This window comes from Aquiflexum sp. TKW24L (genome assembly GCF_023502205.1).
Lineage (GTDB): Bacteria > Bacteroidota > Bacteroidia > Cytophagales > Cyclobacteriaceae > Cognataquiflexum.
This window is the reverse complement of record NZ_JAMFLG010000014.1, coordinates 70,905-88,310: the sequence shown is the minus strand read 5'-3', so window position 1 is coordinate 88,310 and position 17,406 is coordinate 70,905. Positions and strand designations below refer to the sequence as shown.

Genomic DNA, 17,406 nt, shown 5'->3' with positions numbered 1-17,406 from the left:
AATACAACCGGAGATACATTCAATGATTTTTTAACTCTAAATAAAAATAACATGGGGAATATTGAATTGGCTTACAATGGGACAAATAGTATAAACAGCATCACAATTAATAACACCAATAACGGGGGTCAATTGAATTTCGGTGTAGGAGGTGGTACTTCTACATTGTCTACAGGAGGTTTGGCTACATCGGGTTTTGTCGGAACTTTAGTCATCAATAATTTTACCCAAGTGATGAATGTCGCCAACATCTCTTTTTCCTTGGCTGTATTTACTGTGGCAAACAGCACTTTTTTAGGGGATTTTCAGGTAACGTCTACGGGAGCCATAAATTTCAATGGAAACAATACCTTTGCCGGAAACAACTCTTTTATTTCTGCAGGCCAAATGAATATGGCTACGGGAGGAAATCTTTTCAGTAATCCAGGCAATACCACCATTTTAACTCGAAATGGCGGAACAGCCGGCGTAACATGGGGTCCTGGAAATACTTTTGGAACCTTGTTGCTTACAGACAATTCCGCCCAAAATCTTACACTGCAGGGAGGAAATACCTTTGGCCCTGCTACCATTGTCAATAATGGAAACAAACTTGTAAGACTGGCAAATACTCAAGGAGATAATTTTTTGAGTACAAGTACATTTATCAATAACGGCACTAATACATTTGAAATCGCAAGAGCCGGCACAAATATATTTGGGGACAACATCACCATAAATAACTTAAATGCGGGCGGAACAATGAATTTCGGTATCAATGGAGGGATCAGTACCCTAACCAATGGAGGTCTGCTTACTACTGATTTTTCGGTAGGGAATACATTGACTGTAAATAATTTCTCTCAGTTAACAGCTATCCCAAATGGGGATTTTTCGATGAATACATTTTCTGCCTCCACTAGTTCATTCTTTGGAGATATCGGAATCACCTCCCTCTCAGGAAATATAACCCTGCAAAATGGAAGCAACTTTGCCGGAAATGACACTTTCAACTCCGCAGGTTTGATCAGCATTTCAAACAACAGCTCCTTTGCGGGAAATGACACATTTACTGCGGCCTCCTCTATCGCCGTATCGAATGGAAATACCTTTTCAGGAAACAATGATTTTGTCGCCGGTACGACAATGCTCATTGCTACAAATAACAATGTTGGCGGGAACAATACATTCTCAACAACAACAGGAGGAATTACCATAGATAATGGAAACCTATTCACTGATAATAATACATTCATAGCCTTTACGGGAATCCAACTCAACAATGGAGGAAACAACTTTAGCTCCAATCCCGGAACATTGACCACTATGATCAAAAACGGGAATACCAATAATGACTGGCAGGGTGGCAATACATTTGGGGATTTCACTTTGATCAATAATGGTACAGGAAGGATAAGGACTGCAAATTCTCTAGGAGGAGATGCTTTTGTGGGTGATGTGTCTTTTGTTAAAAATTCATCCGGCGCCATTGATCCTGCCTATAACAGCATCAGTACTTTTGCAGGTGATATTTCTACGGTAGGTTCCAATTCAGCATTGACATTTGGTCTTAACAATGGGACAGTTGAGATAAACGGAAGCACTGCACAAAATCTATTGACTGATGGGACATTGATCCCGCTATTTAGAAGAGTTAGGATGAATGGAACCGGGACATTTGAATTATCTGATCCTGTAACAATTTCTATCTCCCTCGAACTATTCAATGGGATCATCAACAACAATGAAAATCTACTCTCATTTCCGTCAGGATCTTTTGTGACAGGTGGTTCCAATGCCTCTCATGTCAATGGCAGAATCCGTAAAACCGGGAATACAGAATTTACTTACCCATTTGGAAATGATGGATATTATGCCCCGCTGACAACCTCAGCATTGGGTGGCGCTACTACACAGCATTTTACAGGAAGGTATTTCCATGTCAATCCTGACGATGTTCCTTACGACAGAGAAAGCAAGGAACCAACCATCGGCATCGTCAATGAATGCGAATATTGGGAATTGGACAACACCAATTCTTCAGCAATACCTACTCTGACCTTGACTTGGGCGTCAGACAGGACCTGCCCTATAGATGACTATAATGAGTTTATGGTGACGCAATGGGACGGAAGTCAATGGATAGATTTGGGACAAACAGGATTGTCTGGAGACGCAAATACGGGAAGTGTCCGCAACCAAACAGCAGTTCCAAGCTTTTCACCGGGAATTTTTACCTTGTCCCAATCATTCAGAATCCTTCCGATAGAACTGCTTTCATTCACAGCAGCAATTACCGAAGATGATAAAATCAAGGTATCATGGTCAACATCTCAAGAAAAAAACAACGCATTATTTACCCTGGAGAAGTCACTCGATGGAAGCGACTGGTCTACAATCGGATTAGTTCCGGGAGCAGGTGATTCCTATATTGTGTTGTTCTATGACTTTATTGACGAAAGTCCGGTATACGGCAGACAATATTATAGATTGACCCAAACAGACTTTGACGGGAAGAGCGAAACCTTCAAAGTAGTCGGTGTGACTATCCAAAACAACAATGAAAAAATTGAGTATAAGGTTTATCCAAACCCCTCCACCGGTATAGTAAAAATCCTATCCCAAAACAATAATATGGATGAAGCCGAAATTATGGTATTGGATAATCAGGGAAAATTAGTAAAAGAAATCAAAGGAATTTCCGGCCGACTAGTGGAAATGGACCTCTCTTCTTTACCAAAAGGACTTTACTTGATCAAGATCAAAAACAACCTTTATTGGGAAACCAAAAAAGTAGTGATCCACTAAGACGATTCAAATTGAAAAATAGGAAGTCTTGCCATTAACGGCAAGACTTTTTTGTTTTTGGCGATATTCAGGGTTTTCTTTTGAAAACAGTCAACATTAAGCCTAATATTGTAACATAACTGCAACAACACTTAGGGAATGTTACAAAAACCCAAAATCCTTGTTATCAAAATAGGGTCTAATGTCCTGACAAAAGAGACCGGTCAACCAGATGTAGAAAGGATGACCTCTTTGGTAGCTCAGATAGCCTTATTGAAATCTGATGGCATCAAGGTGTTGTTGGTATCATCTGGCGCAGTAGCTTTTGGAAGGGGGGAAATATCCCTACCGGAAAAGATAGATCCGATCTTGAAAAAGCAAATCTGGGCATCCAGCGGACAGATTGAATTGATCAATACCTACAAGGAACTTTTCAAAAAACATGGCACCAGCATTTCACAGATCCTGGTGACCAAAGAGGATTTCCGGGACAGAAAGCATTATCTTAATATGAGGAATTGCCTTCTTGGACTGATAGCCCAAGGAATTGTCCCTGTGATCAATGAAAATGACACCGTGGCCATTACGGAGTTGATGTTTACCGATAACGATGAATTGGCTTCTCTGACTGCATCCATGGTCAATGCTGATAGTTTGATCTTGCTGACCAATGTAGACGGGATTTATGATGGTCATCCCTCGGAGTCCAGTTCTAAACTTATTCCTGTAATCGGAAATAAACTTCCCGAACTTGACAATTTCATCAGTCCTATTAAATCTGCATTCGGTAGAGGTGGCATGCTCACCAAAACCACCATGGCCAAAAAAGCAGCGGAGTTGGGAATACAAGTTTGGATTGCCAACGGGAAAAAAGAGAATATTCTGATTGACTTGCTCAAAAATCAAGCTCCAAACACCTATTTTGAACCGAATCCCGCCAAACACAGTACGAAGAAATGGCTCGCACATGGAGACCAATATTTCAAAGGAGAAGTAGTCATCAATGAAGGAGCCAAAAATGTATTGGTTTCCAATAAAATCAGCAGCCTTTTGCCGATTGGAATTATATCCGTCAAAGGGGATTTTTCCAAAGGAGACATCATTCGCATCACTGATGAAAACGGTGCAAAAATAGGCTTGGGAAAAGCGGAATACCCCTCTCCTCTTGTTCACGAAAAAATCGGCCTGAAAAACCAAAAACCATTTATCCATTACGATTACCTCTACCTGTTTCAAAATGCCTGACTATAGCCACCTTTTTAAAAAAGTCAAATCGGCATCACGAAAACTGATGGCTGTGGATGATACTACCATTCAAAATACATTGTCTTCTTTGGTTCAGATAAGCCTTGCTGAAATCCCATTTATTTTTGCAGAAAACGCCAAAGACTTGGCCCTAATGGACAGCAACGATCCGAAATACGACAGATTAAAACTCACTGAAGAAAGGATCACAGGAATTTGTGCAGAATTGACACAAGTTCAAAACCTTCCTTCACCCTTGGACAGAATATTAGAAGAAAAAATTCTTCCAAACGGATTATTGCTCAAAAAAATCACTGTCCCGCTCGGGGTTCTGGGTGTGATCTATGAAGCAAGGCCCAATGTGACTTTCGATGTTTTTGCCCTTGCACTCAAGTCTGGAAATGGCCTAATCTTAAAAGGAGGCTCAGATGCGGACCATTCCAACAAGGCAATTATGTCACTTATCCATCGGGCCCTAGAAAAAAACGATTTGCCAAAAGATACATTTCAATTGTTGCCTCCGGATCGAGAGGCAACCAAATCTTTGCTTGAAGCCGTAGGTTTTGTGGATGTGATTATCCCTAGAGGAAGTCAGGGATTGATTGATTTTGTGAGACAAAATTCAAAAGTTCCCGTCATCGAAACAGGTGCAGGGATCGTCCATACTTATTTTGATGAATCGGCAGATCTGGAAAAAGGAATGGCCATCATCTTCAATTCCAAAACCAGACGGCCAAGTGTCTGCAATAGTCTTGATTGCCTCATCATCCATCGTGACCGGCTAAATGATTTGCCTGAATTAGTGGAAAATCTTGTAGGTGCAGGAGTTATGATTTTTGCAGATGAGGCCTCATTTCCTTGGATATCCAAACTTCCATTGGTAGAGAAAGCCCGTGAAGAGCATTTTGGAACAGAGTTTTTATCCTTGAAAATGTCGATCAAAACTGTCTCAAATCTGGAAGAAGCCATGGACCACATCGCAGAGTATAGTTCCAAACACAGCGAAGCGATCATTTCCGAAAACCCAACCAATATCAATATATTCCTTAAAACAGTCGATGCTGCGGCTGTCTATGCCAATGCCTCCACGGCATTTACAGATGGAAACCAATTTGGACTAGGAGCCGAGATTGGAATCAGCACGCAAAAACTACATGCCAGAGGACCAATGGCCCTAAATGAACTGACAAGCTACAAGTGGGTGATCCAAGGTGACGGACAAATCAGAGAATAAAAAGATAAGCTCTTCTCTCCAAGCCATCTTTCAAAAGGCATAGCCAATCGAGATCTGCGGCCAAAAGGGTATAAATTCATCTTTAATAAACATGGGAGTAATTCCTGCCCTGAAGAGAAAACCGCCATCAACAGGCTGATATCTATATCCTAAACTCATATTGCCGGACCATCCCTCCCATTGGGCAATTTCAAGACTACCAATATTGCCTCCCCCATTTCGGTAATCAGCGACCATGTAATTGGCTCCGGCTCCTACCTCAAAATAATGGCCGTTTTTTCCCAAAAGATAGTTGACCATAAAGGGAAATGAAAAATATTGACCGCCATCCACAGGTGCATATCCAAAGCCCACTTTACCTCCAAAACCATCCACTTTTTTGGTAAATCTCGTATCATAATTCAACGAATTAAAAATGCCATTTCCTAGAAACTCAAAAAAAACTCCATGATTGCTTCCCTCCTTTTCTTCCTGCCCAAATGACCTTTCCGAAATACTTAAGGATAGCGAAACAATTAGGATTGTCAATATTTTTTTCATGGCAATAAAATAATAGGTAAAATCTGATCTGCTTTTATCCCAAAGTTACCAATTTATAAGTGCGGATTAAACTTGGGCGAACTTTACCAACTCCTCTAAAGGTATATACTCCAATGTTTTTTCATGTGTTGCCTCCAAAATCACGAATGGCGCTACCCCGGCTTTATATGCTTCTATCCAGCGGCTTGCACAAAGGCACCATTGGTCACCGACCTTCAGTCCTGGAAAAGCATATTCAGGACGTGGCGTGATGAGGTCATTCCCCTTTTTATAGCTGAAGTTCAAAAACTCTTCTGTCATCACTGAGCAAACTGTATGCGTACCTAGGTCATCCGGTCCGGTTTCACAGCAACCATTCCGGTAATACCCAGTTTTGGGCTCATTGCTACAAACTGCCAAAGATTCTCCGAAAACATTATTAGCCATAACTCTTATATTTTGTGAAAATATAAGCCCAAAAAATCAATATCGTGTGAATATCAGTTATTGTTTGCAAGATATAGGCCTTATCAGGAAGGATTCATCCAAACATTTAACCTTTGGTTAACAAAATTGATTGATAACAATAAGCTAATCCTTAATTTACTTTTCAGAAATAAATTCAGGCTAATTTTCACCTTGAAACATTAATTCTAAATTCAATAAACCTCCTCCATTTACAATGATGAAAAGACGCGATTTCTTCAAAAATGGCATTTTGACCACCATCGGTCTGGGTGCTCTTTCCTCATTCCCATCCTTAGCATCTTCTCCCAAATCCAAATTGGGACAGGCCAAAAACATCATTTTTTTGGTGAGTGATGGCATGAGTACAGGAACGCTCAATATGGCGGACATTCTTTTGAAGAACAAAGAAGGAAGATCTTCCAATTGGATCGGCCTTTATGAGAAAAACATGGTCAAAAGAGCATTGATGGATACGGCTTCTGCCAATTCATTCATCACTGATTCGGCTGCTGCAGGTTCCGCTTGGGGTGGCGGCATGCGCGTCAAAAACGGTGCACTAAATATCGGCCCAAATGGCGAAAGGCCTGTACCGATTCTTCAGAAATTCAAATCTATGGGAAAATCAGTTGGCTGTGTGACCACAGTGCAGATTACCCATGCGACACCGGCCTCTTTTTGTGTTAACAATGGCAGCAGAAATGCCATGCCCGAAATAGCCGAAGATTACCTCAAGTTAAGGTTTGACGTGATGATGGGTGGAGGTGCTGAGTTTTTTTCTGCTGAAGGAAGAAAGGACAAAAGAGACTTGTTCGATGCCTACAAACAGACAGGATTTGACGTGGCAAGAAACAAGAGTGAGATGATGAAGGCGGACGGCAGCAAACCAATCATGGCGGTTTTTACCAATGACGGATTGCCTTACGCCGTGGACAGAGAAAATAATGAAAAGCTGAAAAATGAAATTCCCTCTCTTGCCGAAATGACAAAGAAAGCCATTGAGGTTTTGAGCAAAAACCAAAAAGGCTTTGTCATGCAAGTAGAAGCAGGCAAAGTCGATTGGGCGGCACACGGCAATGACGCTGCTGCCCTCCTCTATGATCAGGTGGATTTTGATGATGCGGTCAAAGTGGCCATGGACTTTGCAACCAAGGACAAAGAAACGCTTGTAGTCATCACCACAGACCACGGCAACAGCAATCCGGGACTTTTTTCTGGGAGTCAAGCAAATAAAAATTTTGGAAAGCTCTACGAAACCAAAGCCTCCAATGAATGGGTTTTGAATCAGATTACACCTGAAACTACCTCTACGCAGGTGATTGATCTGATCGTCAGCCATCAGAAAATCACTTTGAAAACTGAAGAAGCTGAAACCATCTTGAAAAGCTATCAAAGGGGAGCGGACGGGATGTACAATCCACGGAATCTTCCCATGATGCCTTTGGCGGCCATGCAATCCCCACACACTTCCATACAATGGGCCGGGAGCAACCATTCCGCGGATTATGTTGAATTGGCCATGTTTGGGCCGGGATCAGAAGATTTGGGAGGATTTGTCAAAAACCATGAACTCCACAACTACATGCTGAAGGCCTGCGGGGCGGAGCAATCCCTGTTGGTATGAAACAAGAAAGCTATCCCGATATTAACTTTTCGGGATGGCTTATTTTATAAAAATCCTAGCTTAACCTTTTGAATACTTTGGGTCAAATCTCAGCTTCCCAACTCCATAGAGATATAATATCTTGGAATATCTCAACATCACAGGCAGGAGAAGTAAATTAGTAACAACGACTGTAACTCCATAAACCCACATTTCAGGATCATTGAAAACAAAATTCAGGACGATCATCACGTTGATGACCAAGGCGACAGAGAAAGCATAACTGATGTACATGGCGCCATAAAAAAAATCAGGCTCCGGCGTTAGCACCGCTTCACAATGTGGACATTTGTGGTGCACGTCGGTTAATTTGTTGTAACTGAATATTGACGTCGGAAAAATATTCCCTTCCCTGCATCTTGGACACTTTCCCTGAAGAATAGCTGATCCGAGACTTTTTACTTTCATAATTTATTTGAATTAACAAATACAAATATAACCAAAATGGGGGTACCACAGGTGATCAAAATCACGTTGCAGATTTAGAAAAGTCAATTAAACATGAATATCTATACCATTTCTATTAAATTTGTGGCATGTTTGGACGATTAAGAAAAAAAGCGATCATAAAATATATCACTTATATTTTGTTGGTGAACTTCATTAACCTAACAGCCAATTTTTATCAGGTATCTTCTCTTGACAATACGCTATTGAAGTATGAAGATCCCTACGATTCTCTTTCCGAATTGATCTTGGAATATTTTTTGGAAATGGATGAGGACACTGTTCCGGATACAGAATTACCTGAGGACAAAAGAAAAATGCTGGATATTAAGACCGTTATTGGAAATGAGACTTTTCAATTTGACAGACACTTATCCAACATTACTGTCTTTAATAATATATTTGCATCAGACATGTATAAAAACATCGTCTTTGGAATAATCTCTCCCCCACCGAAATCCTAATTTTTCCGTTCGGAAAACAACTATTTAATTTTAAAAAAAACGCAAACCTTATTTTTAAACAGGTTTAGCTCCTGCATTCAAAAAAAAACAAAAAATGAAAAAAATATATTTCATAGTGATATTTCTTTTGGGGGGTATCCAATATGTCTATTCCCAAAATACAAGGTTAGATAGTATCAGACAGGAAAAAACAATTCTGGACAGTTTGTTTTTGGCAGAAACAGAAAATGTCGAAAGTACTCAAAAACCTAAAGTGCTGCATGCCGAACCATTATACATAGATCTGATTCGCGACCTCGGGGCAAGAAAAGGTGAAAAAGAATGGAACGTCGGTATGGGTATGACAGACAAAAGGGGCTTTGATGAATATGAAACGCTGATCGAATATGAATGGGCACCGATAGACAGGCTGGGACTTGAGGTGGAATTACCCCTCACAGTCTATTCAAGTAGGGGTCAGCTTCCAACCACATTAGAGCGTCCTTCCAATAGACTGGAATCTATTAAGGTAGCAGGACAATGGTCTTTCCTTGTTTCTGAAAAAGCCAAAACATCGCTTGCCTTAGGATACATTCATGAATTTGAATTGGCAGACCTAAATCAATGGGGTAATGAAAAGCTTTATAGAGGTAATGTCTTCAATCCGTTTTTTGTCGCAGCCAAAAGATGGGGAAGAAATTTTCACACCCTGATCTATACCGGTCCAAGAATCATTCGTGAATTTGACCATGCTACCGAAACAGTTTTCGATATTAATACCAGTTTTCATTACATGATCTCAGGGACAAGAAATTTTCTTGGTATTGAAATCAATAAGGAAATTCAGGACGGTAAATTTTCAGCAGTACTACGCCCCCAGATGCGTGTATCAGTTGCAGACAATTTATTGATAGGAATTGTTTCAGGAATACCTATCAATAGGGAAACTCAAGGTTTGAGCTCTTTTTTGAGAATCATTTATGAACCCGGACACAAACCCTACCGATAAAAAAAGCCTTTGGGAAATCCCAAAGGCTTTTTTTTTATATGTATGCCAAATTAACTTGATAAACTTAAAATCAATTTTTAAAAAGAATCATAAATATCAAGTATCTAGGACTTCTTATTTCTTACCCTAAAAGAATATCGATTTTTAAGCAAATAACCATTAATCACCTTATTCCTCCCACCATTCATCAAGTTCATAATCTTTGCCCTTGCCCCACCTTAGCAACTCCTCGATGGTATAAATCTCAGTGGTATCCATGTCTTTAACCTTAAAATTATTACCTGACAACCTTGCCAATATCTCAAGCTTTCTATTTTCGCCCATATTGGTAAAAGAGTAAAATCTGCCAACTCGAAGATTATCCAATGCGATAGCCATACTTGTTAATCTATATGAAGGTTAGTGATTTTTTTGATTGGACCGGGACAATATGTTTCATGGCAAGCCAAACAATAATTGTAAACGATTTTGTATTTAGAAGCTTTTAGATCATAGGACCCAAGTTCCATCTGCTTTAGCGATTCTAAATAGCCAATTGCCATTAGGTCAAATTTGCCATCCTTTACTTTTGGGTCGGTAGGCTTTGCCGTCAGTATAGCCTGATGCTTTTCAAGATAAGATTTGATGTTCTCTTTTTTTTCCAAAGATACCTTCATCTCCTCCATATCGAGGTACATTTCCCTCATCAAAAGCGCCAAAGGTGCATCTTGATTGGGGTACAATACTGGAACAGCATTTACTTGTTCTTTTTCATTTTCCTTGCAGGAAAAAAGAGAAACCACCAAAAGAATGAAAAAACAATACTTTTTAAGCATTCTCCTTTATAATGACGCCGACAGCCTCAAAAGCATATTCTTGTTTTGACTCAGTTATCTTTTCGATTTCTTCTTTGGACTTGCCTGCATCCTGTGCATAGTGCCTCAAAGTCTCCACGTCTGTTACTTTCTTGGTAGCAATGCCTTCGATCACGACCGGATATCCGCTAGAATTCAATGGGACGAAAAACCCATAATCTTTGAAAGTGACCCGCATGCTTTGACCATTAGGAAGGTCTATGGTCATCCAACATCCTTTTTTGGAACAGACTTCTTTGATTTGACCTACCACTTTCCCTTGGAATTCTTCCTTAGATTCAAGTTCAGTAACCAATTCAGCCAAAGTCACCAAGCCTGAGTCATTGATGTCTGCACCAAATTTACCTGAAACAGTTTCTGACTTTGCTTCCTCAGTGGCGGGTGCAGAGACTTCTGTTGCTTTTTGCTGGCAAGAGAACCCTGCCAAAACGATCATCAATGTATAAATGAATGTCTTTTTCATAGTGAGTATTGTTTTCCCAAAACTAAATAGGAGGAAAATCTAATCCAATATTTAATTACAATCAATTACTTCAATTTTTCAGCAAATGCTTTTTTGAACTTTTCCATTTTTGGACGGATGACAAACTGACAATAAGGTTGACCTCCATTTTCTTTGAAATAATTCTGATGGTAATCCTCTGCCACGTAGAAGTTGCTAAAGGCGGTGATTTCTGTCACTATCGGTTTGCTGAAAGCACCGGATTCATCCAATTTCTTTTTGAAGAATTCTGCTTTTTGCTTTTGATCTTCAGTCTGATAAAAAACCGCCGATCGGTATTGTGGTCCTACATCAGCCCCTTGTCGGTTCAGTGTAGTAGGATCATGCGTTGCCCAAAAGATCTCCAAAACTTCCTCAAATGAAATCTCCTTTGGATCAAAAATCACTTGGATGACTTCCGCATGACCGGTCGTACCAGAGGTCACTTGTCTGTAAGGGGGATTGTCTACATGTCCTCCACTGTATCCTGAAAGCACTTTTTTGACACCTATCAGGTCCTGATAAATCGCCTCTGTACACCAAAAGCAACCCCCTCCTAAAATGGCTACTTCAAGTCCTTCTTCTGCTTTTATGTTTGTCTTTGGTAAATTTTGCATGGATTTTTCGTTTTTGTTAGGCGCTTGCGCACAGGCCATCGTCGCCATGATACTCAAGCAGAAAATAATAGGGAGAATTTTCATTGTTTCGATTTTGAATGTTTAACACCAACCTGCCCGATGAAGTTTAAAATTTGGCTTTGATTCTCAATTCCCCTTTTGGTATGCGATCAGGAGAAATAGGAATCTTGTTTTGGGTCACTTCGATCATTCCAATTTGGTAAAGCTTCATCATTTCTACCAAAACATCCTCCATGAAATGTTGCCATGATTCAGGATAGATCCATTTGACCACTTCTGATGGGCAAAAACTCTCCCCCTTTTTCGCCCTGCACATTTCCATGATGGCAATCGCCAAAATAGGTTGGATATCAGAAATGTTAGAACCTTTCATTTAAATTGGGGTAAATACTTTTTTGAAGACTTCAAGATAAACCTGAATTCATTTCAAAAACTACAAAAAAATCCAAGAACAAAAGCCCATTTCCACTTTCTTAGAAAATGGGAATAGGCTATTATTGAAATTCTTGAAAAGGTTGATTTTATTGTTGGCAGACCAAAATGAATGTGGGAGGAAAGTTTTTGAACATCAAATGACTTTTAATTCCCTCAAAATATTTTCCAAACTGGAACTTTAGCAGATAAGAATAGCAGATTTGTATAAGCTTTCCGTTTTCGACAATGTTTTCCTTACACTTCTTATAGATCTGCTCTCTTGAAGGCTTTGGAATCAAGGTCAATGGTAAAGAAGAAAGGATCAAATCCGCCTTTATTCCACCTAAATACTGGTCAATGTTTTCTGCTGAATCGCAGATAATTTTTACATTATTCTGATTGAAGATCTTCTCTAGGTTATCACAAAAGGGTCTGTTGATTTCAAAGACCAGTAATACGGCATCAGGATCCATACGTTCGACTATCCCGTATGTGATGCTTCCATCTCCTCCTCCCAATTCCACGATGAGTTTCGCTCCACGGAAATTGGCATAGGATAACATTTTATTTACCAATGATTTAGAACTAAAAGTAATCGCACCTGTAGTTGAAAGATTTGTAAAAAGCTCTTTGAGCAAGGCTCCTTTATTATTCATAGATTTTAATTAATTGCGCAAGATATGAATTTTAGAAAATTTATATTTGTAAATCATCCCAAAGTAAGTATTCCCAAAAGTAAATATGTCTTCCTCGCAGGCCCAGATCAGATCAACATTTTTATTGAATCTCAAGCTCAATTTTATCAATTTTTGGAAATTGGCAATTCCCTTTCTATTGATTTTCCTAATTCTTAGACTAGTAGAAGTATTTGCTGTTTTCCGTATCCATACATTGGAATATTCCAAAACCCAGATTACTCTGATGGGATGGATATATGATTTGGAATGGGTCTTCTACATTTTAGGTTTTCTTCTAATAATGAACCTTATTCTAAGCCTTTTTGATCCGCATATCGGAAGGGTTTTTGTAAAAATCATCCTCGCTTTTCTTATAGTTTTGCAGGGAGGATTGCTTTTCTATTTTACAAAAATGCTGCTGCCTCTTGGCACTGATCTTTACGCATATTCTCTCAACGATATTTTCCTTACCCTCAAAGCTTCCGGAGAACTTAACCTCTTCAATATTTTGGCAATTATAGCCATATTGGCGGTGGCTTACCTGCTACTTGGTCTAGGAAAATGGATTCCTATAAGTCTTAATCCTGCGATTTACCTTACTGTGCTGTGTTATGGTTACCTACTTGGAATCGGAATTATTAATAGTGCACAAAAAGAGCGCCGAAATGAACTTGAAAGTAATCTTACGGCAAATAAATCCTCTTATTTCTATGGGCAGTCTTACAATTATTTCACGTCTAATGAATACCTGTACTTTGATTTCTTTCTAGCTTCTACTAATTCTGGTGATGTGCTAGTCACCAAATCACTAAACGAAACAAATTATCCCTTTTTACACTCCAATAATTACCCTGATGTGCTGGGGCCATTTTTTGATAACTTTGAAGAAAAGCCTGATATCGTTTTTGTCATCGTAGAAGGATTAGGCAAAGCCTATTCCGGGGAAGATGCTTATCTGGAGAGTTTTACTCCTTTTTTAGATTCTTTGAGCGATTATTCATTGTATTGGAAAAATGGCCTCTCGACTACAGGAAGAACATTTGGAGTCCTTACAGGTATGTTTGGTTCCTTGCCTTTTGCCCAAAAAGGTTTTATGGATCAGTCTCCAACCTTACCTCTCCACCATACTTTGCTATCCCTTCTCAAACGAAACGGTTACCAAACCAATTTCCATATCGGGGCAGACAAAAACTTTGACAATGTCAATTTTTTCCTTCAATACCAGCAGGTTGATCGGATTTTGGATATGACGTCCTTTGATGCTGATTTTGAAGAAACACCTTCCAAATCAGGATTTTCTTGGGGATACCCGGATAAGGCCATGTTTCAAAACGGAATGAGAAAACTACCTGTGGTCTTAAAGCCACAAATCAACATATTTCAGACACAAACCTCACATGACCCATTTCTTATCCCTGACGAGGAAAAATACCTGGCAATGTTTGAAGATTATATCACCAATGACCTAAAAATTACAACTTTGAAATTGCCTGAATACAGGATGTATAAAAATATGTATGCCAGTATTCTTTATGTGGATGAAGCTATCAAGGAGTTTTTTGAGGCTTATCAGAAACTCCCAAAATATGAAAACACGATTTTTGTCATCACAGGAGACCATAGGCTTCCTGAGATCCCCTTGGCTACGACCATTGATCGATTTCACGTTCCGATCATGATTTTTTCTCCAAAACTCAACCAAGGCAAAAGAATGCATGGTGTCACCACACATTTTGAGATTACGCCTACGATTCTGAGTTTGCTGGAAAATAGGTTTGACTTGGATTTACCTTCCCTTGTGGCCTGGAAGGGTTACGTTATGGATACTTCATCGACTTTTCAGTCCAAAATCTCTAACCCATTGATGAGAAATAAAAACCAGCTTGTCGATTTTTTAAGCGGAGAGTATGTCTTGGCTGATAACCAACTTTATCAACTCTATGACAATATGGGTCTCGAACCGATTACCAATGTGGCTCTCAAGGAAAAGCTGCAGACCGAGTTTGAAACCTATAAAAACGCCAATCGATACGCTACCGAAAACAACCGGATTCTCCCCGATTCAATGGCTGTTTACATCCCAAAAAATTAATCCCTGGTGCGAGTGATGTCTTTTCTCTGATAAGTATCCTTCAGAATTGTACCCATCAATGGGTAATAATAATTCCAAAAAAAGCTGTTTCTCTGCGAATAATCTTCCGAATGCAAAAACATCCTCCAGATTTTTTCTATCCCAAAAAATTTATTAGAAAATCCTGAAACAGGGTTATCAGCAAAATCCCCACAGAAATAATAGAACTTTCCTGCACCGTTTTTCTTCACTACAACAGCAGGAAAATACTTTGGTAGGCCAAGTTCACTTAGCTTTTTTATCCCAGCTTCTGTCGGAGCCAAGTCATAATGGGAAATGACCTCATAATCACGGCTGACAAGAATGATATCGATCCAATAGGGATATTTTACGATTTCCGGTATGCCATATGTTTGTTGGCTATTTAAGCCAGAGACTATATGAGGAACTGTATTTTTTATTTCAACCTTGTCCCTCAGAATTTCAATTTGTCCGTTTTCATGTAGAAAAACCATAGCAGAGCCCGAAAAATCCCAGGCTGAATTGTGCTGACGCATATAGCCCGCAACCAGCCATGGCGGAAGCTCCTCATTTAATAGCGTATCCAATTCATCAAAATACCGCGCGATCCATCCCGTCCACTTGATGCCGACTAGGTTTTCAAAATCCATTCTGACATCCTTTTTTGTAGGACTGGCTATGGTGTTGAATTCACTGATGATATCAATCTCGGCCTTGTATGCTTTTTCCAGAAAGCTCATGTCCAAAGAATCCATTCCTCCATAAATCTTTTTAGAGTACGTTTGGGCAGGTTTATCTGTCAAGTCATTGTCATACACCCCATAGGTATCTGCAAAGTAAATCACCTTGGTTTCATTTAGAATCTCCTGCTTTTTTGATTCAGTCTGATTTGACAGATCATTGATTTGGTATTGGTCTCGTTCTTCGCCCGGAAAAAATCCAAAATAATCCAGTGTTTCATCATAGATACTTCCATCACTTTTGGTGTACCGGAAATGGTTAAGTAGCCAATGTATGGATTGGTGTTCTTGGTGTTTTTGGTTTGGAACAGTTTTGTCAATGACTACCACCTCCAAAGGTCCGGGAGGAGTCAAATGCCACATCAACAAGCTTCCCAAAGGAAAAATGAGAATTATAAGAGCCACTATCAAAAACCCACGGAAAAATATCCGGAATTCTATTGGAAAATATTTATTCAGGAAATTTGCCATCAAAACCTGAATTCAGTACCGATTGAAATATTGAGGTTGTTACGAAAATTCTGTTCGGAAATTTCATCCCTCGAATAGCCCACAAATGCAAATCCCATCCAACGAGAAGTCCAAAGATGTTGGTATCCAATCCTTGCTCTGTAGCTATTGAGCAATTGAGATTGAAAATCTCGGGTTTCCTCGTCAGGGGAAACACCGGTAGAAACCTGGACACTGATAAAGTCCTCAGGTCCGCTAAAGTAATACCGAGTCTGAAAGTTGGCACTTGTGGATGAACCCTCTTTGCCGGGAATAAAATTTAGCCTGAGGTTGAGCCACCAGTTGCTGATATATTTTCCGACGGAACCTGTGATGATGTGCGTGACGTCGGAAAATTGCAAGTATCTATATCCGGCCTCCAATTCATAGGCTTTTGGAAGATTCCAAAAAATACTCGTCCCAAAGCGGAATTTAGGGAAAAAAGACGCTCCCGAATATCCCACATTGAGATAACCATATTTGTTTTTCCCCAATGAGGGAAAGGCATCGAGTTCAGCTTGGGTTCCTCTTCCGTCAAATCTCTCAGAATGGGTAACCCTCGCAATCAACGATCCTGTTAAATCAGTGTGGGTTCGACCATACACAGAGTAGGTATTCCATGGAGACAAATCCCCATAAAAATAATCGTAATCATAAGTGGCACCCACTGCATTGATGCGTGTCTGCCTCCTCAGTGTCTCAATGTAGCCAAGCAATCCTTCCGTTTTGGGAGCCTTGGCAAATACCTCATTAGCAATCTTCAAGGCAGTTTTGTAATCTTCCTTATAGTAGTAAAGCCTGGATGACCTGTACTTCAAAGGCATGGATTGGTTACCTACTTTATCAAGCCCCATTTTAATCACTGAATCTGCCCTGTCATAATTTTCACTCCAAAACAAATCGTCGATGTAGGCCACGTAGGCATCCTCGTAGTTGGGACTTGCAATTAATGCTTTTTCAAAATAAATGGCTGCTGAATCATACTTACCATCCCACGCATAAGATCTTCCCATCAAAATCAATACATCCCCATATCCGGGATACTTTGTCAAAACCTTAGATAAGATCAACCTTCCTTCGTCCCTTTTACCTTCCAAGATGAGCTTTCGGGCATCCTGATAAAGTTGGTCCGGGTCAAATGTCTCTTGGGCGAGTACCCTTATTGACATCGTCAAGGCCAAAAATAAAATACTGTAAAAATATAATGTTTTAATATTTCCCATAATCGGT

At 39.8% G+C, this 17,406-nt stretch carries 18 protein-coding genes; 7 read left to right on the top strand and 11 right to left on the bottom strand.

Annotated elements, in window-relative coordinates; genetic code table 11:
* Positions 1-51 precede the first annotated feature (51 nt).
* From M3O96_RS11205 to M3O96_RS11195, 3 genes are all read left to right on the top strand, one after another.
* Positions 52-2,787 (top strand): T9SS type A sorting domain-containing protein, encoded by a 2,736-nt coding sequence (locus M3O96_RS11205; protein WP_249720682.1) that lies wholly within the window; start codon positions 52-54, stop codon positions 2,785-2,787.
* 138 nt (positions 2,788-2,925) lie between these two features.
* Entirely contained in the window at positions 2,926-4,011 is a 1,086-nt protein-coding gene (gene proB, locus M3O96_RS11200; protein ID WP_249720681.1) for a glutamate 5-kinase, read from the top strand.
* Positions 4,004-5,245: a glutamate-5-semialdehyde dehydrogenase gene (locus M3O96_RS11195; protein WP_249720680.1), complete on the top strand. Its 1,242-nt coding sequence runs from the start codon at positions 4,004-4,006 to the stop codon at positions 5,243-5,245. The genes proB and M3O96_RS11195 overlap by 8 nt, the downstream gene beginning before the upstream one ends.
* A 30-nt stretch (positions 5,246-5,275) precedes the next feature.
* On the opposite strand, the gene M3O96_RS11190 is transcribed toward M3O96_RS11195, so the two are convergent.
* Together M3O96_RS11190 and M3O96_RS11185 are read right to left on the bottom strand one after the other, a co-directional pair.
* Positions 5,276-5,785, bottom strand: coding sequence for a hypothetical protein (locus M3O96_RS11190; protein WP_249720679.1), 510 nt, complete (start codon positions 5,783-5,785; stop codon positions 5,276-5,278).
* A 66-nt stretch (positions 5,786-5,851) separates the two neighbouring features.
* Positions 5,852-6,211 carry a DUF2237 family protein gene (locus M3O96_RS11185; protein WP_249720678.1) on the bottom strand — a complete coding sequence of 120 codons (360 nt, stop codon included), beginning with the start codon at positions 6,209-6,211 and terminating at the stop codon, positions 5,852-5,854.
* A gap of 235 nt (positions 6,212-6,446) precedes the next feature.
* Between M3O96_RS11185 and M3O96_RS11180 the strand changes: the two genes are divergently transcribed.
* Entirely contained in the window at positions 6,447-7,853 is a 1,407-nt protein-coding gene (locus M3O96_RS11180; RefSeq protein WP_249720677.1) for an alkaline phosphatase, read from the top strand.
* A 60-nt stretch (positions 7,854-7,913) separates the two neighbouring features.
* Here M3O96_RS11180 and M3O96_RS11175 read toward each other — a convergent pair whose 3' ends face one another.
* Positions 7,914-8,300, bottom strand: a complete 387-nt coding sequence (locus M3O96_RS11175; RefSeq protein WP_249720676.1) for a DUF983 domain-containing protein — start codon at positions 8,298-8,300, stop codon at positions 7,914-7,916.
* A gap of 128 nt (positions 8,301-8,428) precedes the next feature.
* Between M3O96_RS11175 and M3O96_RS11170 the strand changes: the two genes are divergently transcribed.
* Both M3O96_RS11170 and M3O96_RS11165 read left to right on the top strand, forming a co-directional pair.
* Entirely contained in the window at positions 8,429-8,803 is a 375-nt protein-coding gene (locus M3O96_RS11170) for a hypothetical protein (RefSeq protein WP_249720675.1), read from the top strand.
* A gap of 94 nt (positions 8,804-8,897) precedes the next feature.
* On the top strand, positions 8,898-9,791 hold the full coding sequence (locus tag M3O96_RS11165) for an HAEPLYID family protein (protein ID WP_249720674.1): 894 nt from the start codon (positions 8,898-8,900) through the stop codon (positions 9,789-9,791).
* 168 nt (positions 9,792-9,959) lie between these two features.
* On the opposite strand, the gene M3O96_RS11160 is transcribed toward M3O96_RS11165, so the two are convergent.
* The 6 genes from M3O96_RS11160 to M3O96_RS11135 all read right to left on the bottom strand — a co-directional run bounded on the left by M3O96_RS11160 (position 9,960) and on the right by M3O96_RS11135 (position 12,834).
* Positions 9,960-10,169: a hypothetical protein gene (locus tag M3O96_RS11160; RefSeq protein ID WP_249720673.1), complete on the bottom strand. Its 210-nt coding sequence runs from the start codon at positions 10,167-10,169 to the stop codon at positions 9,960-9,962.
* 5 nt (positions 10,170-10,174) lie between these two features.
* Complete coding sequence (locus tag M3O96_RS11155) at positions 10,175-10,606, bottom strand: hypothetical protein (RefSeq protein WP_249720672.1); 432 nt, start codon at positions 10,604-10,606, stop codon at positions 10,175-10,177.
* On the bottom strand, positions 10,599-11,108 hold the full coding sequence (locus M3O96_RS11150) for a DUF4920 domain-containing protein (RefSeq protein ID WP_249720671.1): 510 nt from the start codon (positions 11,106-11,108) through the stop codon (positions 10,599-10,601). Before M3O96_RS11150 ends, M3O96_RS11155 begins: the two co-directional genes overlap by 8 nt.
* Before the next feature lie 65 nt (positions 11,109-11,173).
* Entirely contained in the window at positions 11,174-11,827 is a 654-nt protein-coding gene (gene msrA, locus M3O96_RS11145) for a peptide-methionine (S)-S-oxide reductase MsrA (RefSeq protein WP_249720670.1), read from the bottom strand.
* A 43-nt stretch (positions 11,828-11,870) separates the two neighbouring features.
* A complete protein-coding gene (locus M3O96_RS11140; RefSeq protein ID WP_249720669.1) occupies positions 11,871-12,137 on the bottom strand; it encodes a DUF3253 domain-containing protein in 267 nt (88 codons plus the stop codon).
* A 148-nt stretch (positions 12,138-12,285) separates the two neighbouring features.
* Complete coding sequence (locus M3O96_RS11135; RefSeq protein WP_249720668.1) at positions 12,286-12,834, bottom strand: class I SAM-dependent methyltransferase; 549 nt, start codon at positions 12,832-12,834, stop codon at positions 12,286-12,288.
* A gap of 85 nt (positions 12,835-12,919) precedes the next feature.
* Between M3O96_RS11135 and M3O96_RS11130 the strand changes: the two genes are divergently transcribed.
* Entirely contained in the window at positions 12,920-14,947 is a 2,028-nt protein-coding gene (locus M3O96_RS11130) for an LTA synthase family protein (protein ID WP_249720667.1), read from the top strand.
* Here M3O96_RS11130 and M3O96_RS11125 read toward each other — a convergent pair.
* Positions 14,944-16,158, bottom strand: coding sequence for a hypothetical protein (locus M3O96_RS11125; protein WP_249720666.1), 1,215 nt, complete (start codon positions 16,156-16,158; stop codon positions 14,944-14,946). The two genes, M3O96_RS11130 and M3O96_RS11125, sit on opposite strands and share 4 nt — an antisense overlap.
* Positions 16,158-17,399: a YaiO family outer membrane beta-barrel protein gene (locus tag M3O96_RS11120; RefSeq protein ID WP_249720665.1), complete on the bottom strand. Its 1,242-nt coding sequence runs from the start codon at positions 17,397-17,399 to the stop codon at positions 16,158-16,160. Before M3O96_RS11120 ends, M3O96_RS11125 begins: the two co-directional genes overlap by 1 nt.
* Positions 17,400-17,406 lie beyond the last annotated feature (7 nt).